This is a genomic window from Nocardia sp. NPDC050630 (assembly GCF_044457245.1).
Classification (GTDB): domain Bacteria; phylum Actinomycetota; class Actinomycetes; order Mycobacteriales; family Mycobacteriaceae; genus Nocardia.
This window is the reverse complement of the sequence record NZ_JBITGN010000008.1, coordinates 101,215-126,624: the sequence shown is the minus strand read 5'-3', so window position 1 is coordinate 126,624 and position 25,410 is coordinate 101,215. Positions and strand designations below refer to the sequence as shown.

Below are 25,410 nucleotides of genomic sequence, written 5' to 3'. Positions count from 1 at the left end.
ACGCCATTGCCCTACTGGTCGGTAACTTTAATGGGCGCAGCTAGTCTCGGGCAAGCGAACGGCGGCCCCGGGCGATGTGTGAATGGTCACCAATGAGCGCCGCTAATATTGTGTGTTACAACAGTTTTCAGATAATGCTCGAACGCGAAACCTGAATCAGCACACCACGTTTGCCACCAACTCAGCGCTTCTCGGCGCGGGCCGATGGTGGTTGCAGCAGAGGGCGACCCTTCAGATAGGTCTCGAAAGCCTCGAGATCGATCGGCCCGACCGTCTTGTCCACGCTCTCGGTGAAGACCGTGAAACCGTCACCGCCCGAAGCCAGGAAGCTGTTGGTAGTGATGCGGTAGGTGGCGACCGGGTTGAGGGGTTGGCCGCCGATGCGCACGCTGTCGGCGACGACCTTGCTGCCCTTCGGACTCGACTCGATATAGGTGTAGGTCAGCCCGGCGGGTGAGAGCACGGTCGCCTTGCCATTGCTCCATTGCTGTTCGAGCAGGCGCAGGATCTGACTGCCGGTCATGGTGACAGTGACGACCTGATTGCCGAACGGCTGCACGCTGTAGATATCGCCGTAGCTGATCTGCCCCGCCTTCAGATCGGTGCGCACACCGCCCGGATTCATGAATGCGGCGACCGCTGCGGCGGGCGCCGCGGCGGTGACCGAGAGCATCGAGTCGGCGATGACATCACCGAGTGGCGATTCGCCCGAGTCCGCTGGTTCGTGCGGCAGCGACGCCGCCGCGATGCCGACGGGCCGCTGCGCGCGTGGCTCGGCCTGCCCGGCATAGAAGTCGATCAGCGCGGTGGTGGCCGCGTCGGGTGTGACCTCCCTGGTCACCACCCGGTTGACCGCCGAAGCCTGCACACCGTCGGCGTCGAAGCGCAGAGTGACATCGGTAATCAGCCGGCCGTAGGAGGCGGCCTGGGTGACCACCTTGCCGTCGATGGTGCAGATATACGGCTGGTGCGAATGTCCGGTGAACAACACCCGCACCGCGGGATCGACACCGGTGGCCAAGGCCGTGACCTCGGCGGAGATATTCGCGCAACCGTTGTAGTCGACCGCCGCATTCTGGGCCGGTTTCTGCACCCCGCCGTCGTGCAGCAGCGCCACCACCGTCTGCGCGCCCGCCGACTTCACCTCCGGGACATAGCGATTGATCGCCGCGACTTCATCGCCGAAGGTGTAGCCGCGAATGCCTTCCGGGAAAACGATGCTCGCCGTCTCGGGTGTGACCGTACCGATGACGCCGATTGTGTGTCCACCGACCTCGAGCATCGTCCATGGCCGCAGCGTGGGCGGCAACTTACCGTCCACATCGGTGACATTGGCGGCTAAGAACGGGAACTTCGCTCCAGCGAACGGCGTGCCGGGCGAGCATCCGGCGGGCGAACATCCACCCTGCTGCAGTCGCGCCAATTCTATGACGCCGTTATCGAATTCGTGATTGCCCACCGAGGAAGCGGCCAGTCCGACGGAATTCAAGAAGGTAATGGTCGGCTCGTCGTGGAAGAGTCCGGAGACCAGCGGACTCGCGCCGATATTGTCCCCGGCCGATACCACGGCGCTGGCCGGATACGCCTTCTTCAACCGTGCCAGATGGGTGGCGAGGTAGGCGGCGCCGCCCGCGTCGTATCCGGCGATCTTGCCGGTCGAACCCGCGGGTGGCCGCAGATTGCCGTGTAAATCGTTGAGCCCGAACAGATGTACCTCATCGGACTGCGCGCCGCGCAGATTGTCGGTCGAGATGAGCGGGATTACCCCCGATGCCGTCGAGCTGGTCGGGTGACCGCTATCGGATGCGGTACCGCAGCCCGCCACCAGGGCGATGCTCACTAGTCCCGCAATGATCATGCCGATGCGACGGTGCGCTGTCATATTCAGACTGTCCCACGCCGCGGTGCCATCGGCATGAATCTCGTGCGAACACACCGGCGGCGGGGTCGGTGTGTTCGACCCCGCCGCGCGGATTTCCCGGTTAAACCCGACCCGCCGCGAAATCCGCGGCCGGCCAAAAGGCCCAGCCGTAGTTCCCGTGCTGGTTCGGGTCGATGCCGCCACCGCAGATCGGATCACCAGCGGTGCAATAACCTGCGGTCTTCCAGGCGTAGTTGCCTGGGACGCCCCAGCCGATCAGGCGGAGCGGATCACCGAAGAGCAGGACCGCGGACACCTTCCATTCCAGATCGCCGGGGAGCACGTAGATCCCGGGCAGCGCGGTCACGATGCCGGTGCCGACGACACCGTGTACGACAGCCGCGCCCTGCGAGTAGCCGACCAGGATGAACTGCTGATCCGGGCACATGTGCGACTGCCCAATGACATGGTCGGTCATTTCCTGGGTGCCGCGGCTGAGCGAAGTGGGGTCGAGCAGGTCCGCGGGATAGTCCACCCGGTAGGCGCTGCTGCTCACCGGAAGTGCTTGCAGCAACGTGTCATACAGCGGATCGCCGACGACGGAGCCGAGCCACCCAGGTTCCCCGGTACCTCTCGCGACGACCACATCGACTGCGGCACAGTCCGCCCGTGCCTGCGCGACCGAATTGGTCACCACCCCCGCCGTAGCGAACAGCAATAGCACAGCGAATATCCGTGCCAGCCGCCACTTCTCGTAATTTCTTGCCTTCCGGATTTCCATCGTGATCACCTCTCACGCCGTTGTGAGAAGCCGGGTGACTCTTGTCAGAGACAAATGTCATTCAGCTATACCCGCGAAGGTAAGAACGGTAAAGAGTTGCGTCAAGCAACTCAGCTGAAGCGAGACCGGTTCAGCGCTGAATCGTGTCCTGGAATCCGCACGCGCACACGGCGATTCGGGCGCTTATGGGATGAGAACCGCTGCGCCGGTGAAACGTCCATGTGCGAGATCCGCGAGGGCTCGACCTGCCGTACCGAGGGAGTACCCCGTCGTGGTCACATGTATACGGTATTCGCCCGCCAGCCTGAGGAATTCGCGCGCGTCGGCGCGGGTATTGGCAGTCACCGAGCGAATCTCGCGCTCCTGGAACAGATGCCGCTGGTAGTTCAGCACCGGGATATCGCTGAGATGGATGCCCGCGATGGCGAGGATGCCGCCGCGATCGAGCGCCTCCAGCGCGGGGAGCACCAGCTCGCCGATCGGCGCGAACAAGATCGCCGAGTCCAATTGCACCGGAGGCCGATCCGCCGCACCCTGTACCGAGGCGGCGCCGAGGTCGGCAGCCAACTCGCGCGCGGCCGGATCCCTGGTCATGACATGCACCTCGGCACCACGCGCGAGCGCCACCTGCGCGGCGATATGCGCGCTGCCGCCGAAGCCGTAGATCCCGAGCCGTCCACCTCTCGGCAGATCGGCACGCTGCAGCGCCCGATAGCCGATGATCCCGGCGCACAGCAGTGGCGCGGCTTCCATATCGCTGTATCCATCGGGCAGCCGGTGGGCGTAAGCCGCTGGAACAATGGCATATTCGGCATAGCCGCCGTCGGCGTCCCAGCCGGTGTATTCCGAGTTCGGGCAGAGGTTCTCCGCGCCGCGCCGACAGTACCGGCAACTGCCGCAGGTGTGGCGCAACCAGGCGATGCCGACGCGATCACCGATCGCGAACTCGGGTGCCGAAGTGTCAAGTGCTCCAGTTGGTCCCGATCCATACGCCACCACCTCCCCCACCACCTCGTGCCCCGGCACCACACCGGGCCGATGCACCGGCAGATCCCCCTCGGCAACGTGCAGGTCGGTCCGACAGACCCCACAGGCCAGCACCCGCACCAGCAGTTCACCCGACGCGGGTTCGGGCACCGACTCGCGAACGAAGTCGAGCGGTTCACCATCGATCGGTCCCGGCCGTCGCACCCGCCAGCCGGTCATGCCCGTGCTCGCGTCCATACCGATCACTCCTCACCCGCCAGGGGAACGGTCTCTTCGGATTATCCGCGCCGACCACGCTGATTCACCCGTTCCGCCGAAGCGAGTCCGTCGTTCTGATACATTTCTGTATTGAATACGCTGCTGTATCGAACGGACCGAATGCAGGAGGAGGCGCGCGTTGGCATCGACCACGAATGCGGAGGTCCCGGTGCGCCGCGTGACCCGCCGTCGCATCGAGACCCGCAAACGCCTGCTCACCGCCGCGTATCAGGTTTTCGCCGAGGAGGGTTTCGGCCGCGCCTCGGTGGAGCGGGTCTGTGAGCGAGCCGGGTTCACCCGTGGCGCGTTCTACTCCAACTTCACTTCGCTCGACGAGTTGTTTCTTGCCATGTGGGAGCAGCGATCGGCCGCCATGATCGCCGGGATCCGCGCGACGTTCGACGGCTTTTCGGTCGACGGCGTGGCCGATATCCGCGCCGCGGTGGAGCGCTTGGACCGCGCCGTGCCGATCGACGAGGACTGGTTCCGCATCACCGCCGAATTCACCTCACACGCGTTGCGCACCCCCGGCCTGCGGCAGGTGATGGCCGGACGTGAGGAGGCGATCGTCGCGGCACTGATGCCGACGATCGTCGACGCACTTGCCCGCGTCGGCCGGACGGTGCCCGATCCCGTCGCCCTGGGGCAGGCCCTGGTCGCGGCGCACGACGGCACCGCGGTTCAGGTGCTGATGGAACCCCGCAGTCGCGAAGTGCGCAGCCGACGCACCGACCTCTTCTGCCACATCGTGCTGGCCTACAGCACCGAAACCGAAGGATGATCATGACCGACCCGAGCCCCGAATTCACCCAAGAGGCAGATGTCATCGTCGTCGGTGCGGGCCTGGCCGGGCTCGTGGCGACGCATGAACTGGTCAAGGCTGGCCGCACAGTGCATGTACTGGACCAAGAGAATCGCAATAATCTCGGGGGCCAAGCCTTCTGGTCGCTCGGCGGACTGTTCTTCGTGGACAGTCCGGAGCAGCGCCGCCTCGGCATCAAGGACTCCTACGAACTGGCACTGCAGGATTGGTTCGGTTCGGCGGGGTTCGATCGCGAGGACCAGGACTACTGGGCCCGACAGTGGGCGCGGGCCTATGTGCGCTTCGCGACCACCGAGAAGCGGGATTACCTGCACGAGTTGGGTTTACGGGTGACACCGCTGGTCGGTTGGGCCGAGCGCGGAGGCGCCTTCGCCGATGGGCACGGCAATTCGGTGCCGCGCTTCCACCTCACCTGGGGGACCGGGCCCGAGGTGGTGCGGGTTTTCCAGGAGCCGGTGCTCGAGGGCGAGCGTCGCGGACTGGTCGGCTTCAGTTTCCGGCATCGGGTCGACGAGTTGATCGTCGAGGACGGCGCGGTGGTCGGCGTGCGCGGCAGCGTGCTCGAGCCGACCGATCTGGAGCGCGGTCGGGCTTCGTCACGAAATGTGGTCGGCGACTTCGAATTCCGCGCCAAGGCTGTGATCGTCACCTCCGGCGGTATCGGCCACAATCATGAGATGATCCGGCGCAACTGGCCCACCGAGCGACTCGGTCCAGCGCCGGAGACCATGATCTCCGGTGTGCCCGCACATGTGGACGGGCGGATGCTCGGCATCTCCGAGACCGCGGGCGGCGCCATCGTCAATCGCGATCGCATGTGGCACTACACCGAGGGCATCAACAACTGGAATCCGATCTGGCCCGATCACGCCATCCGTATCATTCCCGGTCCGTCCTCGATGTGGTTCGACGCCAATGGAAAGCGTTTGCCCGCACCGTGTTTCCCGGGCTTCGACACCAATTCGACCATGAAGGAAATCCTGGCCACCGGCTACGACTACTCCTGGTTCGTACTCACCCAGTCGATCATCGAGAAGGAGTTCGCGCTATCGGGCTCGGAGCAGAACCCGGATATCACCGGTAAGGATCTCAAACTCACCCTCAAGAGCCGGGTGGCCAAGGGTGCGCCAGGTCCGGTCGAGGCGTTCAAACAGCACGGTGTCGACTTCGTGGTCGCGAATACCTTGCGCGAGTTGATCGAGGGCATGAACAAGATCGCACGCGGCCCGCAGCTGGATTTCGACGAGTTGGAGCGACAGATCGTCGCCCGCGACCGGGATATCGCCAATAAGTACTCCAAGGACGCACAGCTGATGGCGATCAACAATGCGCGCCAGTACTTCGGCGATAAGGCGGGTCGTGTCGCCAAACCGCATCGCATCCTCGATCCAGCGAATGGGCCGCTGATCGCGGTGCGGCTCAATATCTTGACCCGCAAGACCCTCGGCGGACTGCAGACGAATCTGGATTCGCAGGTGATGCGCCCGGACGGCACGCCGCTGCCCGGCCTCTATGCCGCGGGCGAAGTCGCCGGATTCGGTGGCGGCGGCGTGCACGGCTACAACGCGCTGGAGGGCACCTTCCTCGGTGGCTGTATCTTCTCGGGCCGCGCTGCCGGACGCGCGCTCGCAACCAAACTCGGCTGACCGTCAGGTCGTACAAACCCTCGCGGCGGCGCTGGACGGCGGCTGCGGTGCCGTTGCCGCGAGATCCGGCGTCGGCGCGGGCGGTGGTTCCGGGAAAGGCTCGGTGTAGAGGCTCAAACCGGTATACCGCTCACCCTGTTCCAGGGAGATTCCGGTGATCTCCACCTGATGCCCGTGGACATCGGTCACTCGTGCCGAGAACGGTCCGGGCCCGGCGCCGCTGATCGTCCAGTAGTTGTCCATGCCGCGATTGAGTTCATGCCACGGCCCGTTCGCCGTGGAACGTAATGCGATCCGCTGGATGGGGTTTCCCGATCCGGTCACCAGCATGGCCAGCCAGGAGGGCGAGGAGTCCGGCTTCAGCTCGTAGATCAGCTCGGGCGCGGGAAGTGGATCGCGGACCACGTTATAGCGGATCCGCGCGACGCCGTCGGGCCGATCCGCGATCTGGTCGAAGGCGGCCGTACTCAAGTCCAGTTGTCCCGGAGCACATCCCGGACAGTGGTCGACGATCAGCACCCGGACATCACCGCGTGGACCGTGCACATCGAGGTACGCACCGCACAGGTCGGCATGACCGTATTCCCGAGTGGAGACTCCCACATAGAAGCCGTTCGTCGGCAGTCCGGAAAACGAACACGCGGCACCGGGACCGAATGTGTAGTACCGCGCCTCCCCGGGCCGTGTGGGTGGCGAGGCGTCCACCGTATGCCAGTTGGCAATGCCGGTACTGCTGCTGGCCACCATCATTCGCGAGGTTGCTGTCCCGCTATCCGGGATCGGATGTATCGCCGTGCAGGACGAGTGTTGCCCGGGTCCGGCGATCCAGACCACGACCGCCACCGTGGTCAGCAAGACTCCGGCGGACAGCCACAGCCACCCCGAGCGGAAATGCTGGTGTTCGATCGGTATTCGGTGCACCGCTGTCCCCGACTTCCGGCTCACCCAACTCGCGGACTCTCCATCCTGACACCATCAGGAAAGCAGGCCGACCCGCGACGCATGACTCGAACGAAAAATCTCCGTAGTGAAACAGACACATGTCGGCAATCTCACGGCAAATAGCCAGCATTCGGCGACCGAGATCGGAAAAGATCCGTTACTACGAGGTGGCCCTTGCCGGTTCGACATCCACACCCGAGAGTTGATGATCCATCCGATCGCGCTTGGCGCGCAGGTAGCGGATGTTGTGTTCGGTCGGCGTCGCCTGCAGCGGCAGCCGCCGCACCACCGTGACCCCGTACTGTTCCAGATCCGCCTGTTTGGCCGGGTTGTTGCTGAGCAGCCGAACCGACCGGATACCCAGATCGGCGAACACGTGCGCACCGGCCGCATACCTGCGGGCATCGACCGGCAACCCGAGTGCGATATTCGCTTCGACAGTATCGGCGCCGTGGTCCTGTAATTCGTACGCTCGCAACTTGTTCAACAATCCGATCCCACGTCCCTCTTGTCCGCGCAGGTAGACCACCACGCCGCCGCCCTCCTCGGCGACCGCGCGCAGTGCGGCGTCGAGTTGGTCGCCGCAGTCGCAGCGCAGCGAGCCGAGGGCGTCACCGGTGAGGCATTCCGAATGCAGCCGCGTCAGCACGGACTCAGGGCCTGGCGCACCGAAAACTAGTGCGAGGGTTTCGGTTCCGGAGATCTCGTCACGGTAGCCGATGACGCGGAATTCGCCGTATCGAGTCGGCAAGCGGGTCTCCACCACCCTGGTCATGGTGCGTTCGGCGCGGCGGCGATAGGCGATCAGATCGGCGATCGAGATGATCGGTAGTCCATGGGTTTCGGCGAAGGCGAGCAGTTGCGGCAGCCGGGCCATCGAGCCGTCGTCGTTCACGACCTCGGCGATGACACCTGCCGGACGCAGTCCGGCCAGCCTGGTCAGGTCGACGGCGGCCTCGGTGTGGCCGGCACGACCCAGCACACCGCTGGGATGTGCGCGCAACGGGAAGACGTGGCCGGGTCTGGTCAGCTCGTCCGGTGAGGTGCGCGGATCCGCCAGCGTGCGCACGGTGTTGGCGCGGTCGGCGGCCGAAATACCGGTCGTCACACCGGAAGCCGCATCCACCGACACCGTGTAAGCCGTGCCCTTGGGGTCCTCGTTGATCGGTGTCATCGGTGGCAGTCGGAGCCGATCCAGATCCGCGCCGGGCAGCGGTGCGCACAGCACGCCGCTGGTGTGGCGGACCATGAAGGCGATGGCTTCGGGCGTCGCCAGCGCGGCGGCGAGTATCAGATCGCCCTCGTTCTCCCGATCTTCATCGTCTACGACCACAACCATGCCACCCGCGGCGAGGGCGGCGAGCGCGGTCTCGATCGTGTCCAGCGAACGCTGCTGTGCGAATTCGGTGCGCATATGACTAGTAGAAGTATTTCTATTAGTCATAACAAGTGCTCGTCCCGCTCAGTGAGCGGACGAGGAAGCGCGGCGCCCTTTACCCTTCGCGGACTTCTTCGCAGCGGTCTTGGTCGCGAGTTTGTCCACGTCGGCGAGCAGTTCCTCGGCGAAATCGCGTTCGGCCTCGTAATGCCGTATGCACCAGCGCAGTACCGCCCCCGGATATGCCCAATTCGGATTCTCGTCCGCGCCCTCGGCATCGACCTCGGCCAGTTTGCGCATCCGCTCCGCGTATCCGATGTGTTCGGTGAGGATTTCGCGCAATCGGTCCGGTTCGGCGAGATGGCCCAGCCAGACGCGCAGCATGACGCTGTGTTTGAGTACCGGCGCCTCCACCGGTGCGTGGTTCACCCACTGCGCCGCGGCCGCGCGACCGCTCTCGGTGATGGCGTACATGCGCTTACCGCGCACTCCGTCGTCCTGCAGCACGGTGCGCGAGGTGGCGTAACCGTGCTTCTCGAGGCGTTTGAGCTCGGCGTAGATCTGGCTGAACGATGGACTCCAATAGAAGAATTGGAGGCTCCAGTCGGCCCATTTCTTCAGGTCGTAGCCGGAGAGCTCATCGGCGTGCGAGAGTATGCCGAGCACGGCCCAACTCGTTGTCGGCAGGTCGGGGACTTCGGCGCTCGCCGCGGACTTCGCTTCGGTCACGATGGGACTATACCGCTTAGGCATATTTCGGGTGCAAAGTCCCGCTCAGTGGGACACGCCCGGGTGATCGGAGCGCGGACCTCGGGAGTAGTCTCGCCGCATGTCGCGAACGCGCATTATTCGGATCAGCACCCGATCCAGCCCGATGGCCCTGGCTCAGGCCGAACAGGTCGCCGGACTGCTGGCCGGGCTCGGCGTCGAGAGCGAGCTGGTCAAGGTAACCACGGCGGGCGATCGATGGATGGGCGATCTGTCCAAGCTCGGCGGTAAGGGCGCCTTCGTCAAGGAGATCGATCAGGCACTGCTCGATGACGAGGCCGACCTGGCGGTGCACTGCCTCAAGGACATTCCCGGTGATATTCCGGTGCCGGAAGGACTCGCATTCGCGGGTTACCTGCCGCGCGAGGACGTACACGATGCGGTGATCACCCGCACCGGCGCACCGCTGGCCGAACTCCCCGAAGGCACGGTCGTCGGCACCAGCTCGGTACGGCGGACCGCACAGCTGCGGCTGCACTATCCCCATCTTGCGGTGAAACCATTGCGCGGCAACGTCAATACCCGATTGGCGCGCCTCGAGGAGGGCCATATCGACGTGCTGATCGCGGCCGTGTCCGGTCTGCACCGCGTCGACCAGGCGCACCGAATCACCGAAACCCTCGACCTGGACACCATGTGCCCGCCGATCGGGGCTGGCGTCATCGCACTGCAGTGCCGCGACGACGACACCCAACTGCTCGATCTCGGTGCGCGCCTGGACGATTCGGCCACGCACCGTCATGCGGATGCCGAGCGCGCGATGCTGCACGCACTGCAGGGCCACTGCAACTCCCCGATCGCCGGACATGCGACCACCGACCCCACCGGGCGACTCACATTGCACGGCAAAGTCTTCAACCTCGACGGTAGCCAATGGCTGGACGCCAAACACTGGGGCGTCCCGGACGACCCGAGCGCCCTCGGCTTCTTCGTCGGCGCGGACCTCCTCCGCCAGGGCGCCCGAGCCATCATCGACTCGATCCCCCACTGAACGCTCCGACACCACGGGCAAGCCCCGCGCACAACTTCGCACGAGGCGCACCAATTTGCCCGGTCAATTCATGCGTGGCGCGCAAAACCGTGCGCGGCAAACCCCTTCTAGACGACTCGGTAGACGCAACCACGGCCAGATGACCACGCTGGAAACCACCGCCCGGGCACCCGACTGCGGGAGGTAAGCCGGGTACGTCACACGACGCGCCCAGCACGGCCGGGCAACGCCGGTACGGTCGCACGCCCTAGATGTCTCGCCCCGACCACAACGCCACGCAGCCGACCCGAATCAGCGCCACCGAGCGTGACGAGGGAAGAGGGCTCGGGCTGCCTCATGTGCGGCTTCGACCAGCACTCGCGCCAAACGTGCGGTATCCAAGGCTGTTCGGTCCCCGCCGATTCGACCGGAGAGCGAGAGGGCTCCCACGGCAGCGCCGCGCCCGCGAATCGGTACCGCGACGCAGCAGATGCCGGTCACCGACTCCTCGGTGTCCACGGCGATGCCCTGCCGATGCCGGATCCGCGTCAACTCGCGGTGCAGCTCCGCCCGGTCGCAAATGGTGCGTGGCGTCAACTGCGGCAATCGGTCTCGGAAAGAGGTCTCGATAATGCTCGGCTCCAGCGAGGCCAGCAGCGCCTTGCCGAGGGCCGTACTGTGCGCGGGCATCCGGCCGCCGAGGCGAGTCGGAATGCTCGCGGTGAAGCGGCCACCGGCCTTGTCCAGGTACAGCACCTCGCGGCCGTCGAGGACGCCGAGGTGGCCCACCATGCCGGTCCGCTGACACAGCTCGTGCAGCAGCGGACTGACCACATCGCGAATCTCGTGGTGATCAGCGGCGAGTCCGCCGAGTTCCAGCGGACGCAGACCGAGGCGGTAGCCGCCGGGCGCGTGCGCCAACCAGCGCAGCCGGATCATCTGGTCCAGGATGCGGTGCACGGTGGACCGTGGCAGCCCGGTTCGCTCGGCCAATCCGAGCAGCGTCAGAGTCGGCGTCGAAACGTCGAAAGCGTCTAGGATCAGCGTCATTCGCTCGATCATGGAAACCGGCGGCTGCGCGGGCCGGGTGGTCGGACGACCCGGACCCGATAACAGCTCGTCGGATCCGGGACCGGTCAGCACCTCGACCGTCATGGCGCACCTCCATTGTGTAGCCCATATAGCTTAGAAGTATTTCGATTAGGCATGTCCGTTTTCGGCATACCTTCTTGTGCTCCCCATCACAGTGCCGTCAGGCGAACGGCGTCGAATCCCGGAAACTACGGAGATCGCTACGGATCTTCTCGGTAGCCGGAACCAGTGATTGACAGCGCACCGCGCGCGCCGCTTACCTTCATGGCGAAACGGAATATTTCTAGTAGAAACTAGGAGCGCCATGGCCGTCGTGCTCGACTTCAAGGCTGTCCTCGGCCGATTCGCCACTGGAGTCACCGCGATCACCGCCCTGGACGGCGCGCACCCCGTCGGGTTCGCCTGCCAGTCCTTCTCCGCACTGTCGCTGGATCCGCCTGCTGTAGCGCTGTTCCCGGCGCGGACCTCCACCACGTGGCCGCGCATCCGCGCGGCGGGCAAGTTCTGCGTGAATGTGCTCGCCGCCGATCAGGAGCAGGTGTGCAGACAACTCGGCCGCAGCGGGCCCGATAAATTCGACGGGCTCGATTGGAGCCGCTCCCCCAACGGTTCGCCGCTGCTGGAGGGGTCCATCGCATGGATCGATTGCGAGCTCGGCGGTGAGCTGGACGGCGGCGATCACACCATCGTCATCGGTCATGTCACCGCACTCGGTGCGGGCCGCGACGCCGATCCGCTGCTGTTCTATCGCTCCGGATTCGAGCGGCTTACCACTGCCTGATGGCTCTCCCGACCAGTGAGACCACACCTTTGCGCGCCCATCGGCGCGCCGAACCATCGAAATGACACCCCGACGAACGTGGAGGAACCATGACCGACGATCAGGTGCGCGTGATCGACACCGGCGCCCCGCCCACCCGGTACGCCCGGGGTTGGCACTGCGTCGGCCTCGCCGACAGCTTCCGCGACGGCAAACCGCACACCATCGAAATCTTCGGCACCGAACTGGTCGTCTTCGCGAGCGCGGACGGCACGCTCAATGTGCTCGATGCCTATTGCCGACATATGGGCGGCAACCTCGGCGACGGCATTATCAAGGGCGACACCATCGCCTGCCCGTTCCACGATTGGCGCTGGCGAGGCAATGGCCGTTGTGCCGCAATCCCTTACGCGCGCCGCGTACCGCCGCTGGCCCGCACCAAATCGTGGGTCACATTGGAGCAGAACCGGCAGTTGTTCGTCTGGAATGATCCCGAAGGCAACCCGCCGCCAGCGGATATCACCATTCCCCGCATCGAGGGCGCGTTCAGTGACGAGTGGAGCGACTGGACCTGGAACCAGATCACCATCGAGGGCGCCAACTGCCGCGAGGTCATCGACAATGTGGTGGATATGGCGCATTTCTTCTACGTGCACTTCGCCTTTCCGACCTACTTCAAAAATGTCTTCGAGGGCCATATCGCCAGCCAGTACATGACCTCGATCGGACGCGCGGATGTACAGGGCGAGTTGGCCAAGGAGGCGGGCGCGCAGAACACGCTGCATTCGGAGGCGCACTACTACGGCCCCTCCTACATGATCGATCATCTTGTCAACGAATCCAGCGGGCAAACGGTCGAATCCGTCCTCATCAACTGCCACTATCCGGTGTCGCCCACCAAGTTCGTGCTGCAGTACGGCGCGATCGTGAAGAAGCTGCCCGGCCTGTCGCCGGAAGAGGCCGATGCGATGGCGGTGCGCTTCGCCAACGGACTCGGGCGCGGTTTCGAGCAGGATGTGGCGATCTGGGAACGCAAGACCCGCATCGACAATCCGCTGCTATGTGAGGAGGACGGCCCGGTCTATCAGCTGCGGCGCTGGTACGAGCAGTTCTACACCGATATCGCCGAGGTGGAGTCGAAGATGACCGACCGTTTCGAATTCGAGGTCGACACCACGCGTGCGGTCACGGCATGGGAGGCCGAGGTCGCCGAGAATCTGGCCGCACAGCGCGCGGACGCCTGAACGGATCTGTGATGGATCACATCACGTGCCGAATCTGTCGAAATCAGGTGTCGGTGGTCAAATTCAGCCCTGCGCACACCAGTGTGCAGTGGAGTTCCGCCGCTCGCGTGGGGTGTGCCGAGTTCGCGCAGACGGGCGGCGGTCCCGTGCGCGGGTGCGCGGCATTGCGCGACAGCATCGAAAATGCGGTCACCGCAGGCGAAGTCGGATTGACCACCCGCGATGGGGACCTGCTGTGAGCGCGGCGGTAACGCTTCGAATTGTTCGGGTAACCGCCGAAACCCGTGATGCGGTCTCGCTGGAGTTGGTCGCCGAACCGGAGCGATCACTCCCCTACCGTCCCGGCCAATTTCTGACACTGCGAGTACCCAGCGAGCAAACGGGTTCGGTGGCGCGCTCGTACTCACTGTCCAGTGCGCCGCATGAGGGCCGACTCGAGGTCACCGTCAAGCGGACGGCGGGCGGATATGCTTCGAACTGGTTGTGCGACAATGCTGTCCCCGGCATGATGATCGACAGCTTGCCCCCAGCGGGCGTTTTCACACCTCATTCGCTCGACACCGATCTGCTACTGCTCGCCGCGGGCAGTGGGATAACACCGATGCTGTCCATCCTGAAATCGGTACTCGCGCAGGGCGCTGGACGGTGCACGCTGATCTACGCCAATCGCGACGAGGATTCGGTGATCTTCGCCGATGAACTGAGGTCATTGACCGCCGAGCACCCGAACCGGCTCGTTGTGCTGCATTGGTTGGAGGCTGTTCAAGGCTTGCCGTCGGCGCCGACACTGACCACCTTGATCACACCCTGGACAGATCGCGAGCTATTCGTCTGCGGTCCAACACCTTTCATGGACGCTGTCGTCACAGCCGCCGACAACCTGGGCATGGACCGGGTGCACGTCGAGAAATTCGTGTCGATCTCCGGTGACCCCTTCGCCGAAACCCAGATCGAAGACACCGACGACGCCGCCAGGGTCGAGGTCGAGCTCGACGGCACGACAAGCGAATTCGCATGGCCGCGCAATACCGTGTTACTCGACGTACTACTCGCGCGCGGGATGGAAGCTCCGTATTCGTGCCGCGAAGGAGCCTGCAGCGCCTGCGTCTGTCGTGTCCTCGAGGGCGAGGTGAAGTTGCTGCGCAACGAAGTTCTGGAATGTGAAGACTTGGCCGACGGCTATGTGCTGGCATGCCAGGCGGTGCCGGTCACCGATGCGGTCCGGGTCACCTATGAATGAGGAGAATATGACAATCATCAGCTCGCTCGGTTATGTGCGGGTGGCGGTCAGCGACCCGGACGCCTGGCGCACCTTCGCCTTCGATGTGATCGGATTCGCCGAGGGCATCGGTCCGGATCCGGACGCCATCTATCTGCGCATGGATGAGCACGTCGCACGGTTGGTCCTGGTGCCCGGCGAGACGGATCGGGTGCTCGCCATCGGCTGGGAGGTCCGCGACCATCGCGCACTCGCCGCGGCACGCGAAGCCGTGGAGAAAGCCGGAATAGAGGTCACCGCACTCACCGTGGCGCAGGCCGATGCCCGCAGCATAGAAGAGGCGATCACCTTCGGCGACCCCGCGGGTACCACCGTCGAAATCTTCCATGGACCGGTCCTGGACCACAGCCCGGTGGTCGGCAAGTACGGAAACCGTTTCGTCACTGCGGGACTCGGCCTCGGCCACGCGGTGCTGCCGGTCCCCGATCTCGACGGCGCCTTCGGTTTCTATGCCGATGTACTCGGATTCCTGCCGCGCGGCGCGTTCCGGCTCCCCGCACCGCCCGAATACGGTCCGGTGCGCATCCGCTTCCTCGGCGTGAATCAGCGCCACCACAGCCTGGCGCTGATCCCTTCCGGCGGTAAGGAGGGTTCGGGCCTGGTGCACGTCATGGTCGAAGTCGACAGTCTCGACGACGTCGGCCGCGCGCTCGACCGGGTGAACAAGGCCGGATATCACCTGTCCTCGACGCTTGGCCGCCACACCAACGACAAAATGATCTCCTTCTATGTCCGCACACCCGGCGGCTGGGATCTCGAATTCGGCACCGAGGGTGTGCTGGTCGATGAGAACACCTATACCGCGGAGGAAATGACCGCCGATAGCTATTGGGGGCACGACTGGGACCGAAGCTGACAAGATCACGGGTGGCGAGCAGCGGTCCGATACCCCTTGACTATCGTCGATAGCGACGGAAGGGGTTTTCGATGGCACTGCGCACCGAGTTCACCGACCTGTTCGACATCGAGCATCCGATAGTCCTCGCACCGATGGGTGGCGTCGCGGGCGGTGAACTGGCCGCGGCGGTCTCCGAGGCCGGTGGACTCGGTCTGATCGGTGGCGGAGGCGGTGACGAGAAGCTACTCGATCAAGAATGTGCGTTGCTCACCGCTCGCACCGAAAAGCCCTGGGGCATTGGTCTGTTGAGCTGGGCCATCGATCTCGATACCGTACGAAGGACGGTGGCGCGCCGACCGCATGCGATCCTGCTGTCCTTCGGCGATCCCACCCCGTTTGCCGCCGTGGTCCGGGAATCGGGGATTCCGCTGCTGGTCCAGGTCACCACGACGGACGAGGCGGCACGCGCGTTGGCGGCCGGGGCCGACGTGCTGATCGCCCAGGGTGCGGAGGCGGGCGGGCACGGCGGTGCGCGCGCGACTCTGCCCTTCGTACCCGCGGTCGTCGATATGGCGGCGGGCAAGCCGGTGCTGGCCGCGGGTGGGATAGCCGACGGGCGCGGACTCGCGGCCGCCCTCGTGCTCGGTGCGGCGGGCGCGCTGATCGGCACTCGCTTCGAGGCGACGCACGAATCGTTGCTCTCGGCCGAGGAGGCCAAGGCGATCATCGCCGCACGGGGCGGCGATACCGAACGCAATCGCATTATCGATATCGCCCGCGAATCCCCGTGGCCCGCCGAGTACACCGCACGCACGCTGCGCAACCGCTTCCTCGACGAATGGGCCGGACGTGAGTCCGAACTCGCGGCCGATCCCGTTGCCCGGCAACGCTATCGGGAGGCGGCCGAGCAGGGTGACCTCGACTGTGCCCCGATCTGGGCGGGGGAGAATATCGACCTCATCGACAGTCTCGAATCCGCCGCCGACCTGGTGCGTCGCATCAGCACCGACGCCGAACAGGTATTGCGCCGAGCTGCGGCGCGGTGCGACTAGTCGGCGTTTTGCTCGGCCGAGGCGCGCAGCAGTTCACGGGTGTAGCGCTCGGCGAGTAGCGGTAGGAAGTTGTCGATGGTGGCATGGTCCGCGAGGTAGTCGTATGCGGAGTACAGCCATCCTTCGATGGCTTCGTCGCGGGTGCTTTCGAATTCGCGTTCCAGGCGGCGCGCGGCGGCCTTCAGCGCGAACTGTTGATCGAGGGATGGTTGGTGCAGGGGCGGGTGCGTAACTGGACCTTCGGTCATTGCGGACTCCTGGTCGGGAACTTCCGGTGCAAGGACGCGGTCGAAAACCGTCGCCACTCGATCGAGTACCCGATGGCGCAGCGGCGAACACACATGGACGCACCCAGGACTACCGTCAGACTTCGTCGCTGCGACCCCGGATGCGATCGCGATGGATATCGAGGCGCCTGCCAACCGGATACCCATACAGGACGCACTGGCGAACCATGCCGCCGAATCCGAGCAAAGTAGAACAGGTTCTTGTCTGTGGGCCCGGCAAATGCCAAGCTGAACGGATGGATCTCGCCGCCATCGAAGCCGTCCGTCAGCTCAAGTACCGCTACTTCCGGACCCTCGATCTCAAACAATGGGACGACTTCGGGGATACCCTCGCCGTCGACGTCGCCGGTCGGTATGGCACCCACGCCCTCGGTGAACCGCTGACCCTCGACGGCCGCGACGCCATCACCGCCTTCATGCGCGAGAACCTCGGGCCGTCCGTAGTCACAACCCATATCGCGAACCATCCGGAGATCACCGTGAACGGCGATACCGCAACGGGCTCATGGGCTTTCGAGGACACCGTGATCGCCACCGAATACGGCATCCTCATCCGCGGCGCGGGTTACTACTCCGACACCTACCGACTCGACCCGGACGGCCACTGGCGCATCTCCTCGACCAGCTACCAACGCATCTACGAATCGATGCAGGCCCTCGCCGACACTCCCAGCTACCAGTTGCTGACCAACATGTGGGCGACACCCAAATAGGACAGCGCGCCGGATTTGAGGCCACTATCTGGCGGGTGGCACTCGACCGGAGCCGCATCGGCGGCGGATGGTGGGAGCATGTCCTCGCTCGCGCCCGCTGAATTCACGCCCGAAACCGCCTATCTGAACACCGCTTCCCATGGGTTGCCCGCCGCGCGAACATTGGCGGCATTGCAGGAGTTCAACGCACTATGGGCGGCGGGCCGTGCCGCCCCGACGACGCGGGACTATCTGGTACCCGAATTGCGCGCCGGATTCGCGCGACTGCTCGCGGGCGCTTCGGCCGACGATATCGCGCTGGGCGGTACCGTGGCCGGATTGATCGCGCCGGTAGTCGCCGCACTGCCGCCGGGGGCGCAGGTATTGCTCGCCGAAGGCGAATTCTCCTCTGTCTCCATGCCTTTCGTGCACCGTGGCGATCTGAATGTCCGGTTCGTGCCGTTGGAGCGTATCGCCGACGAGGTCCGGCCCGAAACCGCGTTGGTCGCGGTCAGCGTTGTCCAGTCGAAGGACGGCCGGACCGTTGATCTGCCGACACTGCGCGCGGCGACGCTGGCGCATGATGCCCGGCTGCTCGCCGATGCCACCCAGGCCGCCGGGTGGGTGCCGCTGCGTTTCGTCGATGCCGACTACTGGGTGTGCGCGACATTCAAGTGGCTGATCGGCGCACGCAGCGTGGCCTTCTTCGCCGCACCGCCGGAAGCGGCCGCGCGGCTGCGCCCGATCAGCCCCGGTTGGTACGCGGCCGCCGACCGCTGGGCCGAGCTGTACGAACCGGTCGCGCTGCCGACCACCGCTCGGCGTTTCGATTCGACACCGGACTGGCTCGGCGTCATTGCCGCGCTGTCCGCGCTGTCGTTGATCGAAGAGCTGACCGTCGACAAGATCGGCGCGCACAATCGCGAGCTCGCAACTCGATTCCGAAAGGGATTGGTGGAGCTGGGTTTTCAGTCCGTACCTGCCGATTCGGCGATTGTCGCCGTGTCGGGTGCGGGCGATGCGGCACCGCGTCTGGAAGAGGCAGGCGTGCTCACCTCCGCCCGGGGCGGCGGCCTGCGCTTCTCGTTCCACCTGTACAACAGCGCCGCCGACGTGGACCGCGCCTTGACCGCCCTTGCCCGGTGACACGCCTGAGAGCCCGAGTCCAGTAACGCCCTTATGGGGATTCACATCCGTCGTGGGTGCCCACCGCGTGTGCGAATCCCCGGACGACTACGTCGGGCGAGTAGCCGGCGCGGTGATGAGTGGGAGATCGAGGGCGGTGAGGATACCCGCTGGCGCCTGCACCACAGCCGGGACCGCGTTGACGATGCGCATGGCAGTCGCCAGGAGGGTGGCGTGGTTGTGGTCACCATTGCGACTCGAGGTGACCAGGTCCATCGCGTAACTCGGCTCGCCGGTGATCTCGACGCGGTAAGAGCCCTCATGGTGGGCGGGTTGCGGCCAGTCGGGGCACAGATCCGGGCGTAGCCGCGTGACGTGCTCGAGAACCGTCACGGGCTCGTCGCCGACCATGCCGCGCACCTCGAAACGCAGAGCGGCAGCGCTACCTTCGGTGATATGGCCGGTGGCGATATCGAAGGATTCGGGCGCGGGGATGCGCTCATAGGTCTCAGTGACGGCATCGAGGGTGATACCGATACCCGCCGCCAGCTGGCGCACGGTGCCGCCCCAGGCGAGCGATAATACCCCGGGCTGCAACAACATCGGGATTTCGTCCAGCGGTTTGCCGAAGCCCATGATGTCGAACATGACCTCACGGTTGTCGTAGCTGGCGTAGTCGACGATCTCCAGACACCGCAGTTGGTCGATGCGCAGACAGGTGCCCGCGAGCGCGAGCGGCAGCAGATCATTGGCGAACCCGGGATCGATGCCATTGACCCACAGCGACGAATTCCCTTGCACCGCAGCCTCTTGGATCGGCTTCAGCAGTTCGTCGGGCAGCACGCCGTATGGATACTGGAAGAACACCGGCGCACACGCCACCACATTGATGCCCGCGCTCAGCAACCTGCGCAGGTCCTCGACCGCCTCCAACAGGCGATTGTCGGTCATCGAGCAGTAGACGACACAGTCGGGTTTCGCGGCCAGGATCGCCTCGGTATCGGTTGTCGCGCTCACCCCGACCGGATGCTCGAGTCCGGCAATGGTTCCCGCATCGAGCCCGTCCTTTTTCGGACCCGACACCCACACTCCGACCAGCTCGAGATCCGGATTCGCGATGACACCCGCCAGCGCATGGGCGCCGACATTTCCGGTGCCCCATTGGACTACGCGGTAGCTCATGACAGATCCGGAAGTGGGAGATCGAGATTCGGTGCGATCAGGCCGCCGTCGGGTTCGAGCACCTTGCCCGTGACGTACTTTCCGGCGGGCGACACCAAATACAGCGCCGCCGCGGCGATATCCTCGGGCTCACCGATGCGGTGCAGCGGCGTCTTGGCCTCCAACTCCATGCGCATCGCATCATTGCCCGCGACGATCTCCAACGCCGAAGTCAGAATCGAGCCGGGCGCAATGGCATTGACCCGAACGTGCGGATTCAGATCCATCGCCGCCAACCGGGTGTAGTGCGCTAGTGCCGCTTTCGCCGTTCCGTAGGAGAGGAAAGCGCGGCCGGGCAGGCGGCCCATGGTCGAGGTGATATTGAGAATCGAACCACCACCGGCTGTTTCGAGGATCTTCGGCACCGCCGAGCGGACCAGCGCGTGCGCGTTGGTGACGTTGAAATTGAATGCCTCCACCAGCGCATCCGGGGTGGTATCGAGCAGCGGGCACGGCAGCGCACCGCCGACATTGTTCACCACGATGTCGAGCCGACCGAACCGTTCGACGGCCGCGGCGGCCAGTCCGGCGGTCGCCTCGATATCGCTGAGATCCGCGGGCACCACGTGGGCCTGGCGGCCCACCGCCGTCACCTGTTCGGCGACCTCGTCCAGCTGACTCTTGGTGCGGGATGCGATGACGACATCCGCACCGGCCTCCGCGAAGGCCACCGCGATCGCCGCACCGAGGCCGCGCCCCGCGCCGGTGACAACGGCGACCTGTCCGTCGATTCGGAATCTGTCCAGGATCATGCGCGCTCCAACTGTCGAGTATTCGACGGCAAGTTGTCGTAATATTCGTCATAGTAGAGCTGTCCTGTTGAACCGCACAAGGGGTTGCACATGTCCGACCGGTCCCCGTCCCCGCCGACTCGCCGCGTCATCGATATCGTGTCGCTGCTCGCCGCGACACCGGAGCCGATCAGCGTCGCGGGCATCGCGGACCGGCTCGATATCGCCCGCGCGACCGCAACGGCAATTCTGGCCGAACTGGATTCGGCGGGCTGGGTGCGACGCGATTCGAGCCGCGGATACCGGCTCGGTCCGACACTGGCGAATCTGCACGGCCCCGTCCTTCCGCACGCACTCGGCGATATCCTGGCCGAACTCACCGTCCGGACCGGCTACGGCGCGACATTGAGTCGCATCGAACCCGACCACCTCACCGTGCTCGATGTGCGTCACGGGCCCGAACGCGTCGTCCCCGGCATACCCGTCGGACATCGCATTCCGATGCAATTTCCGGCCGGTGCCAGTGTGATGCCGTGGCGATCGGCGGCCGAGCAGAACACCTGGCTTGCCACCGCACCCGACTCCGACCGCCGCATCGCGAGCGGACTGCTCACCCTCGTGCGTGATCGCGGCGTTGCGCTGTTCCGTCCACGCACCGACGATGCGGGCACGGTCGAACTCCTCGCCGACATACTCGGCGCGATGGGGACCGAACTCGTGCGACCACACCTGCGCACGCGGGCCCTGCGTCGCCTCGCATTCCTCACCTCGCGGCCATTCACCAAGGCCGAACTCGACTCCGATGCCGAACTCCCGCTGAGCTACCTTGCCGCACCGGTTTTCGATGCGAAAGGTACAGCCGCGTACGAAGTCCAATCCGGGCCGCTGCGAGCATCGACCACCAAACCCGAACGCGACGAATTCATATCCGCCACAGTCGATACCGCGCAGTCATTAACGCAAGCATTGGCCTCCTGAGCCACTTCCCATCCAAATAGCTCGGCTCGCCGAGCGTAGTGATTTGGCGGTCGAATGCGGCGTGGGCGACCACCATTCGACTGCGTTCGGCGGAACCCGCCAAGGCTCGATGCGGCACTACTTCGTCAAGGCGTGCGCCGCGCCGCGATGCAAGGGCACCGGTGCGGTAATCGTCGCGGAGTCGCGGCTGATCCCTTTCGCCGCGGAATTGGCCTGTTCCAGTTGGGGTTTGCGATCGAACAGTGTCTTGGTGAGGACGCACGCCAGATCGGCGTCCAGATCATCGCGCACCAGCAGCAGATTCGGCACGACAATGGTCTTCACATCGGCGGACAGCCCGTAGACGGTGGCCGGAATCGTGCCCTCCTCGTAGACCGAATTCACCGCGTGCATACTGCCGGTGAGTTCGGGGATATCGAGGAAACGCACCTTGCCCGTGGCCGATGTCAACAGATCGGTGATACCGGGGGTCGGCAGGCCGCCGGAGAAGAACATGGCGTCGATGGAGCCATCCTTCATACCGTCCACGGTCTTGGTGAGATCCAGGCGCTGGGCCTCGATATCGTGGTCCGGGTTCAGCCCCGCCGCCTGCAGTATCCGCTGGGCGATCACCTCGGTGCCGGACTTGGGCGACCCGGTGGAGACCCGCTTACCGCGCAGATCCGCGACCGATTCGATATCGGCGTCGGTGCGCACGATCACCTGGGTGTAATTCGGGTAGAGCCGCGAAAGAGCCTGCACCGGTTGCTTTTTCCCGTCGAAGCTGGCATTACCGAGCACTGCGTCGGCGGCGGTATCGGCTAGCGCGAATGCGACCTGATAGGTGCCTGCCACCAATTGCTGGATATTCTGCACCGAAGCACCGGTTTCGGCGGCCGTCGCCTTCACCTTGCCGCCGGTGGCCTGCGAAATCTGGTCGGCGTAGGCATTGCCGAGGGCGAAGTACACCCCGGTCGAATTGCCCGTCGCGATGCCGACACGGGTGTCGCTAGTGACCTCGCAGGTGACCTCACCGCCGGTGTCGGACTGCGGTGTGTCGCGGCGGCCCCCACATCCGGTCAGCAATCCGGCCGACACCACGGCGACGGCGAATCCTATGGCAACTCTTCTCAAGTCGTCCTCCTTCGTGAGAGCAGCGTTAGCCCGACGGCCGCGGTCAGCGCGGCAAGACCGACGACGAGCGCGCCGGGTTCCAGATACAGCAGTGCCAGTCCGGCTATCGCGGCGAGCAGCCGGGCCGGGAGTCCGGCCGGACCTATGCCGAGGATCCAGCCGCCGGTCGCGGCGGCCAATGCGGCAACGCCGACCCCGGCCACGATCGTCGTCCAGAGCACACCGAGCACCGAACCATGTCCGAGCAGATATTCGCCGGGACCGCTGAGCACGAACACAATCGGCACCAGGAAGGCGGGCAGCGCGTATTTCAATGCCTGCCACATGGTCGGCAACGCACGCGCACCGGTGATGGCCGCCGCGCCCACCGCGGCCAGTGCGGTCGGTGGCGTCACCTCGGATAGCACCGAGTAGTAGAAGACGAACATCGCCGAGGCGGATGGGGATACATCGAGTGCGAGCAGCGCCGGACCGATGATCGCCCAGCCGATGATGAACGATGCGGTCACCGGAACGGCGAGTCCGAGCAGCGCGAGTGCGAGCGCGGCCAACAGCACGGTGCACGCCAACACCACGGTGTGATTGTCCGATAGCGCCTTTCCCGCACTCACCAGCAGTGCTGCCAGTTGCGCGCCGAGTCCCGTCTTGGTGGCGATCGCGGTGATCACCCCCGCCGACGTGCACACGGCGACCACCGGCAGCGCCGAACGCACACCGCTGCCGAGCATCTGGAAGATCCGTCGCGGTGAGCGAGCCTCGGCGCGGATGCGCGCATCGAGGAAGGCGAGCACGAAAGCCAGTGCGCTGGCGTACACCACGGCGCGGGCGGCGCTCATGCCGATCAGCAGCAGCACCACGATCGCGATCAAAGACAGGAAGTGGTAGCCGAATCGGGCAAGCAGCCGCCACACCGAGGTGGTGCTGATCTCGACGGACTCGGCACCGAGCCGGCGCGCATCGATCTCCACCGCGAGCAGGATTCCCAAGTAGTACAGCAGGGTTGGGATCATCGCCCACCCGAGCACTGTCACATAAGAGACATCGAGATATTCGGCGACGATGAAGGCGGCGACACCCAACGTCGGCGGTGACAGGATCGCGCCGACACCTGCCGCCGCGAGCACACCCGCCGCCTGTTCAGGTGGATATCCGGCGCGCCGCAGTATCGGCCAGGTGACCGCGCCGACCGTCACCGCGGTCGCGGTGCCCGATCCCGAGACGGTGCCGAGCAGGAACCCCGATGCCACGGCGGTGCGTCCGGCCGCGCCGCGCGAGCGCCGGAAGGCCGCGACCGACAGATCGACGAAGAACTGTGCCGCACCGGAGAATTCGAGTACCGCGCCATAAAGGGTGAACAGCACGATGTAGCTGGCCGCGACATCCAATGGCGTGCCGTAGAACCCGCTACCGGAGTTGTAGAGCGCATCGATGATCTGCCCGAAGTCGAGTCCGGCGTGCGCGATGGTCCAGTGCTGTGGCAGATACCCGCCGTAGTAGCCGTAAGCGAGAAATACCAGGCACACCGCGGGCAATACCCAGCCCGTGGTGCGCCGACAGGCCTCGAGCACCAAGACCAACAGCACCGTGCCCATGGCGATATCGACGGAATCGAAGAGACCCTGCCGGTCCAGGAATGCGTTGTACCCGCCACCGCCGGAACCGATCGCCATCGGCAGCACCGGATACAGGCACACCACCAGGGCGACCACCGCCAGCAACCAGTCGAGCGGACCGGGACCATCCCGTCGATCGAACCATCGCAGCCCGGACCGGTAGGCCAGAAACACCACCGGCAAAGTCCCGGCGAGGAAGATCACGAGATAGTACTGACTCCCCTGCGCCAGCGGCCGAAAGACCTGCCACAGCACCAGCAACGCGACCGCGAACACGGCCGTCGCCACCACCCACTCGGTCCGTCCGCGCAATATCCGCGCGGGCTTCTCCTCGTCGTCGACCTCGATCTTGTCCGGCAGTGCCCGCTCCGGGTCCATCCCGGGCCGCGCCCGGCGGTCGGTGGGAGGCTCGGCTCCGAGATGAGCGTCCCGCATATCCGACATGGCCGCGACGATATCAACGCACCATCGTCCGCATACGGCTAACAAATATGTAGTCGAGAAAAGTAGAGAAGCGGTCGGTTTGTCGCCCTACACCGATCTGGTCGCCCGCCCACCCAGTGCGGCCCGGTGCGCGATCACTCGGCGATAGGAGATGCGCCAGCCGGTTGCCGCACGCACGACCGTATCGTCGTATTCGATGCTGCCGCTGGTCCCGTCGGCATAGATTCCGATCCCCTTCGACCGCACCCGAACCACACCGTCCACCTCGGCGGTGATCACATTCGTAATGTGATGCCCGACCGGATTTCCATCGCCCAGCGCGACCGCGGCCTCCTGCAGCGCCGGAATCCCGCGTAGCTCACCAGCCCCGAAATCGCTGAGGTCGTAGACGATTTCCGCGGTGAACAGCTCATCCATCCGATCGAGCTCACCCGCATCCATCAGATGACCGTGCAGCGCGATCAGCTCACCGATGTCGAACCGATCCTGCGCCGACAACGCCATGAAATCCTCCTGCCGCCCCACTT

General features: G+C 65.1%; 25 protein-coding genes. 12 read left to right on the top strand and 13 right to left on the bottom strand.

Annotated elements, in window-relative coordinates:
• Window positions 1–181: 181 nt before the first annotated feature.
• The 3 genes from ACIBG0_RS21710 to ACIBG0_RS21700 form a co-directional block, all read right to left on the bottom strand.
• Window positions 182–1,882, bottom strand: coding sequence for a bifunctional metallophosphatase/5'-nucleotidase (locus ACIBG0_RS21710; protein WP_397034766.1), 1,701 nt, complete (start codon window positions 1,880–1,882; stop codon window positions 182–184).
• 100 nt (window positions 1,883–1,982) lie between these two features.
• Entirely contained in the window at window positions 1,983–2,642 is a 660-nt protein-coding gene (locus ACIBG0_RS21705) for a cutinase family protein (protein ID WP_397034765.1), read from the bottom strand.
• 183 nt (window positions 2,643–2,825) lie between these two features.
• Window positions 2,826–3,866 (bottom strand): zinc-binding alcohol dehydrogenase family protein, encoded by a 1,041-nt coding sequence (locus ACIBG0_RS21700; protein WP_397034764.1) that lies wholly within the window; start codon window positions 3,864–3,866, stop codon window positions 2,826–2,828.
• Between the two features lie 160 nt (window positions 3,867–4,026).
• Here ACIBG0_RS21700 and ACIBG0_RS21695 point away from each other — a divergent pair, with 160 nt between their 5' ends.
• Both ACIBG0_RS21695 and ACIBG0_RS21690 read left to right on the top strand, forming a co-directional pair.
• Window positions 4,027–4,668, top strand: a complete 642-nt coding sequence (locus tag ACIBG0_RS21695; protein WP_397034763.1) for a TetR/AcrR family transcriptional regulator — start codon at window positions 4,027–4,029, stop codon at window positions 4,666–4,668.
• Window positions 4,665–6,356 (top strand): FAD-binding dehydrogenase, encoded by a 1,692-nt coding sequence (locus ACIBG0_RS21690; protein WP_397034762.1) that lies wholly within the window; start codon window positions 4,665–4,667, stop codon window positions 6,354–6,356. Before ACIBG0_RS21695 ends, ACIBG0_RS21690 begins: the two co-directional genes overlap by 4 nt.
• Before the next feature lie 3 nt (window positions 6,357–6,359).
• On the opposite strand, the gene ACIBG0_RS21685 is transcribed toward ACIBG0_RS21690, so the two are convergent.
• From ACIBG0_RS21685 to ACIBG0_RS21675, 3 genes are all read right to left on the bottom strand, one after another.
• Complete coding sequence (locus ACIBG0_RS21685) at window positions 6,360–7,301, bottom strand: expansin EXLX1 family cellulose-binding protein (protein WP_397034761.1); 942 nt, start codon at window positions 7,299–7,301, stop codon at window positions 6,360–6,362.
• A 157-nt stretch (window positions 7,302–7,458) separates the two neighbouring features.
• Window positions 7,459–8,712: a bifunctional 3,4-dihydroxy-2-butanone-4-phosphate synthase/GTP cyclohydrolase II gene (locus tag ACIBG0_RS21680; RefSeq protein ID WP_397034760.1), complete on the bottom strand. Its 1,254-nt coding sequence runs from the start codon at window positions 8,710–8,712 to the stop codon at window positions 7,459–7,461.
• A 48-nt stretch (window positions 8,713–8,760) separates the two neighbouring features.
• Window positions 8,761–9,405, bottom strand: a complete 645-nt coding sequence (locus ACIBG0_RS21675) for a helix-turn-helix transcriptional regulator (RefSeq protein WP_397034759.1) — start codon at window positions 9,403–9,405, stop codon at window positions 8,761–8,763.
• Window positions 9,406–9,505: 100 nt separating this feature from the next.
• Between ACIBG0_RS21675 and hemC the strand changes: the two genes are divergently transcribed.
• Window positions 9,506–10,435, top strand: a complete 930-nt coding sequence (gene hemC, locus ACIBG0_RS21670) for a hydroxymethylbilane synthase (RefSeq protein ID WP_397034758.1) — start codon at window positions 9,506–9,508, stop codon at window positions 10,433–10,435.
• Between the two features lie 291 nt (window positions 10,436–10,726).
• Here hemC and ACIBG0_RS21665 read toward each other — a convergent pair whose 3' ends face one another.
• Entirely contained in the window at window positions 10,727–11,569 is an 843-nt protein-coding gene (locus ACIBG0_RS21665; RefSeq protein WP_397034757.1) for an IclR family transcriptional regulator, read from the bottom strand.
• 241 nt (window positions 11,570–11,810) lie between these two features.
• On the opposite strand from ACIBG0_RS21665, the gene ACIBG0_RS21660 reads away from it, so the two are divergent.
• The 6 genes from ACIBG0_RS21660 (at window position 11,811) to ACIBG0_RS21635 (ending at window position 16,679) form a co-directional block, all read left to right on the top strand.
• Window positions 11,811–12,287, top strand: a complete 477-nt coding sequence (locus tag ACIBG0_RS21660) for a flavin reductase family protein (RefSeq protein WP_397034756.1) — start codon at window positions 11,811–11,813, stop codon at window positions 12,285–12,287.
• A gap of 89 nt (window positions 12,288–12,376) precedes the next feature.
• The gene (locus tag ACIBG0_RS21655) at window positions 12,377–13,510 is read left to right on the top strand and encodes a Rieske 2Fe-2S domain-containing protein (RefSeq protein WP_397034755.1); all 1,134 of its coding nucleotides are present in this window, start codon (window positions 12,377–12,379) and stop codon (window positions 13,508–13,510) included.
• Between the two features lie 11 nt (window positions 13,511–13,521).
• Entirely contained in the window at window positions 13,522–13,749 is a 228-nt protein-coding gene (locus tag ACIBG0_RS21650) for a hypothetical protein (protein WP_397034754.1), read from the top strand.
• Window positions 13,746–14,750, top strand: coding sequence for a 2Fe-2S iron-sulfur cluster-binding protein (locus ACIBG0_RS21645; protein WP_397034753.1), 1,005 nt, complete (start codon window positions 13,746–13,748; stop codon window positions 14,748–14,750). Before ACIBG0_RS21650 ends, ACIBG0_RS21645 begins: the two co-directional genes overlap by 4 nt.
• Window positions 14,751–14,757: 7 nt before the next feature.
• A complete protein-coding gene (locus tag ACIBG0_RS21640) occupies window positions 14,758–15,645 on the top strand; it encodes a VOC family protein (RefSeq protein WP_397034752.1) in 888 nt (295 codons plus the stop codon).
• A gap of 71 nt (window positions 15,646–15,716) precedes the next feature.
• Complete coding sequence (locus ACIBG0_RS21635) at window positions 15,717–16,679, top strand: NAD(P)H-dependent flavin oxidoreductase (RefSeq protein ID WP_397034751.1); 963 nt, start codon at window positions 15,717–15,719, stop codon at window positions 16,677–16,679.
• On the opposite strand, the gene ACIBG0_RS21630 is transcribed toward ACIBG0_RS21635, so the two are convergent.
• Window positions 16,676–16,927 carry a three-helix bundle dimerization domain-containing protein gene (locus tag ACIBG0_RS21630; protein ID WP_397034750.1) on the bottom strand — a complete coding sequence of 84 codons (252 nt, stop codon included), beginning with the start codon at window positions 16,925–16,927 and terminating at the stop codon, window positions 16,676–16,678. The genes ACIBG0_RS21635 and ACIBG0_RS21630 overlap by 4 nt on opposite strands.
• Window positions 16,928–17,202: 275 nt before the next feature.
• On the opposite strand from ACIBG0_RS21630, the gene ACIBG0_RS21625 reads away from it, so the two are divergent.
• Together ACIBG0_RS21625 and ACIBG0_RS21620 are read left to right on the top strand one after the other, a co-directional pair.
• A complete protein-coding gene (locus ACIBG0_RS21625) occupies window positions 17,203–17,679 on the top strand; it encodes a nuclear transport factor 2 family protein (protein WP_397034749.1) in 477 nt (158 codons plus the stop codon).
• A gap of 78 nt (window positions 17,680–17,757) precedes the next feature.
• Window positions 17,758–18,804 (top strand): aminotransferase class V-fold PLP-dependent enzyme, encoded by a 1,047-nt coding sequence (locus ACIBG0_RS21620; protein ID WP_397034748.1) that lies wholly within the window; start codon window positions 17,758–17,760, stop codon window positions 18,802–18,804.
• Window positions 18,805–18,891: 87 nt separating this feature from the next.
• On the opposite strand, the gene ACIBG0_RS21615 is transcribed toward ACIBG0_RS21620, so the two are convergent.
• Complete coding sequence (locus ACIBG0_RS21615) at window positions 18,892–19,965, bottom strand: diacylglycerol kinase (protein ID WP_397034747.1); 1,074 nt, start codon at window positions 19,963–19,965, stop codon at window positions 18,892–18,894.
• Window positions 19,962–20,756, bottom strand: a complete 795-nt coding sequence (locus ACIBG0_RS21610; RefSeq protein WP_397034746.1) for an SDR family oxidoreductase — start codon at window positions 20,754–20,756, stop codon at window positions 19,962–19,964. The genes ACIBG0_RS21615 and ACIBG0_RS21610 overlap by 4 nt, the downstream gene beginning before the upstream one ends.
• A gap of 90 nt (window positions 20,757–20,846) precedes the next feature.
• On the opposite strand from ACIBG0_RS21610, the gene ACIBG0_RS21605 reads away from it, so the two are divergent.
• Window positions 20,847–21,713, top strand: coding sequence for a helix-turn-helix domain-containing protein (locus ACIBG0_RS21605; protein WP_397034745.1), 867 nt, complete (start codon window positions 20,847–20,849; stop codon window positions 21,711–21,713).
• Between the two features lie 117 nt (window positions 21,714–21,830).
• Here ACIBG0_RS21605 and ACIBG0_RS21600 read toward each other — a convergent pair whose 3' ends face one another.
• From ACIBG0_RS21600 to ACIBG0_RS21590, 3 genes are all read right to left on the bottom strand, one after another.
• Window positions 21,831–22,826 carry a TAXI family TRAP transporter solute-binding subunit gene (locus tag ACIBG0_RS21600; protein WP_397034744.1) on the bottom strand — a complete coding sequence of 332 codons (996 nt, stop codon included), beginning with the start codon at window positions 22,824–22,826 and terminating at the stop codon, window positions 21,831–21,833.
• Complete coding sequence (locus ACIBG0_RS21595) at window positions 22,823–24,817, bottom strand: TRAP transporter permease (RefSeq protein ID WP_397034946.1); 1,995 nt, start codon at window positions 24,815–24,817, stop codon at window positions 22,823–22,825. The genes ACIBG0_RS21600 and ACIBG0_RS21595 overlap by 4 nt, the downstream gene beginning before the upstream one ends.
• Before the next feature lie 153 nt (window positions 24,818–24,970).
• Window positions 24,971–25,387: a nuclear transport factor 2 family protein gene (locus tag ACIBG0_RS21590; RefSeq protein ID WP_397034743.1), complete on the bottom strand. Its 417-nt coding sequence runs from the start codon at window positions 25,385–25,387 to the stop codon at window positions 24,971–24,973.
• Window positions 25,388–25,410: the final 23 nt, after the last annotated feature.

Excerpts from the sequence above, each read along its gene's own strand:
- ACIBG0_RS21710 (WP_397034766.1), bottom strand. The coding sequence starts at position 1,882 with ATGACAGCGCACCGTCGCATCGGCATGATCATTGCGGGACTAGTGAGC.
- ACIBG0_RS21650 (WP_397034754.1), top strand. The coding sequence starts at position 13,522 with ATGGATCACATCACGTGCCGAATCTGTCGAAATCAGGTGTCGGTGGTC.
- ACIBG0_RS21705 (WP_397034765.1), bottom strand. The coding sequence starts at position 2,642 with ATGGAAATCCGGAAGGCAAGAAATTACGAGAAGTGGCGGCTGGCACGG.
- ACIBG0_RS21610 (WP_397034746.1), bottom strand. The coding sequence starts at position 20,756 with ATGATCCTGGACAGATTCCGAATCGACGGACAGGTCGCCGTTGTCACC.
- ACIBG0_RS21590 (WP_397034743.1), bottom strand. The coding sequence starts at position 25,387 with ATGGCGTTGTCGGCGCAGGATCGGTTCGACATCGGTGAGCTGATCGCG.
- ACIBG0_RS21635 (WP_397034751.1), top strand. The coding sequence starts at position 15,717 with ATGGCACTGCGCACCGAGTTCACCGACCTGTTCGACATCGAGCATCCG.
- ACIBG0_RS21615 (WP_397034747.1), bottom strand. The coding sequence starts at position 19,965 with ATGAGCTACCGCGTAGTCCAATGGGGCACCGGAAATGTCGGCGCCCAT.
- ACIBG0_RS21630 (WP_397034750.1), bottom strand. The coding sequence starts at position 16,927 with ATGACCGAAGGTCCAGTTACGCACCCGCCCCTGCACCAACCATCCCTC.
- ACIBG0_RS21680 (WP_397034760.1), bottom strand. The coding sequence starts at position 8,712 with ATGCGCACCGAATTCGCACAGCAGCGTTCGCTGGACACGATCGAGACC.
- ACIBG0_RS21665 (WP_397034757.1), bottom strand. The coding sequence starts at position 11,569 with ATGACGGTCGAGGTGCTGACCGGTCCCGGATCCGACGAGCTGTTATCG.
- ACIBG0_RS21625 (WP_397034749.1), top strand. The coding sequence starts at position 17,203 with ATGGATCTCGCCGCCATCGAAGCCGTCCGTCAGCTCAAGTACCGCTAC.
- ACIBG0_RS21595 (WP_397034946.1), bottom strand. The coding sequence starts at position 24,817 with ATGGACCCGGAGCGGGCACTGCCGGACAAGATCGAGGTCGACGACGAG.
- ACIBG0_RS21700 (WP_397034764.1), bottom strand. The coding sequence starts at position 3,866 with ATGGACGCGAGCACGGGCATGACCGGCTGGCGGGTGCGACGGCCGGGA.
- ACIBG0_RS21620 (WP_397034748.1), top strand. The coding sequence starts at position 17,758 with ATGTCCTCGCTCGCGCCCGCTGAATTCACGCCCGAAACCGCCTATCTG.
- ACIBG0_RS21655 (WP_397034755.1), top strand. The coding sequence starts at position 12,377 with ATGACCGACGATCAGGTGCGCGTGATCGACACCGGCGCCCCGCCCACC.
- ACIBG0_RS21660 (WP_397034756.1), top strand. The coding sequence starts at position 11,811 with ATGGCCGTCGTGCTCGACTTCAAGGCTGTCCTCGGCCGATTCGCCACT.
- ACIBG0_RS21605 (WP_397034745.1), top strand. The coding sequence starts at position 20,847 with ATGTCCGACCGGTCCCCGTCCCCGCCGACTCGCCGCGTCATCGATATC.
- ACIBG0_RS21690 (WP_397034762.1), top strand. The coding sequence starts at position 4,665 with ATGATCATGACCGACCCGAGCCCCGAATTCACCCAAGAGGCAGATGTC.
- hemC (WP_397034758.1), top strand. The coding sequence starts at position 9,506 with ATGTCGCGAACGCGCATTATTCGGATCAGCACCCGATCCAGCCCGATG.
- ACIBG0_RS21640 (WP_397034752.1), top strand. The coding sequence starts at position 14,758 with ATGACAATCATCAGCTCGCTCGGTTATGTGCGGGTGGCGGTCAGCGAC.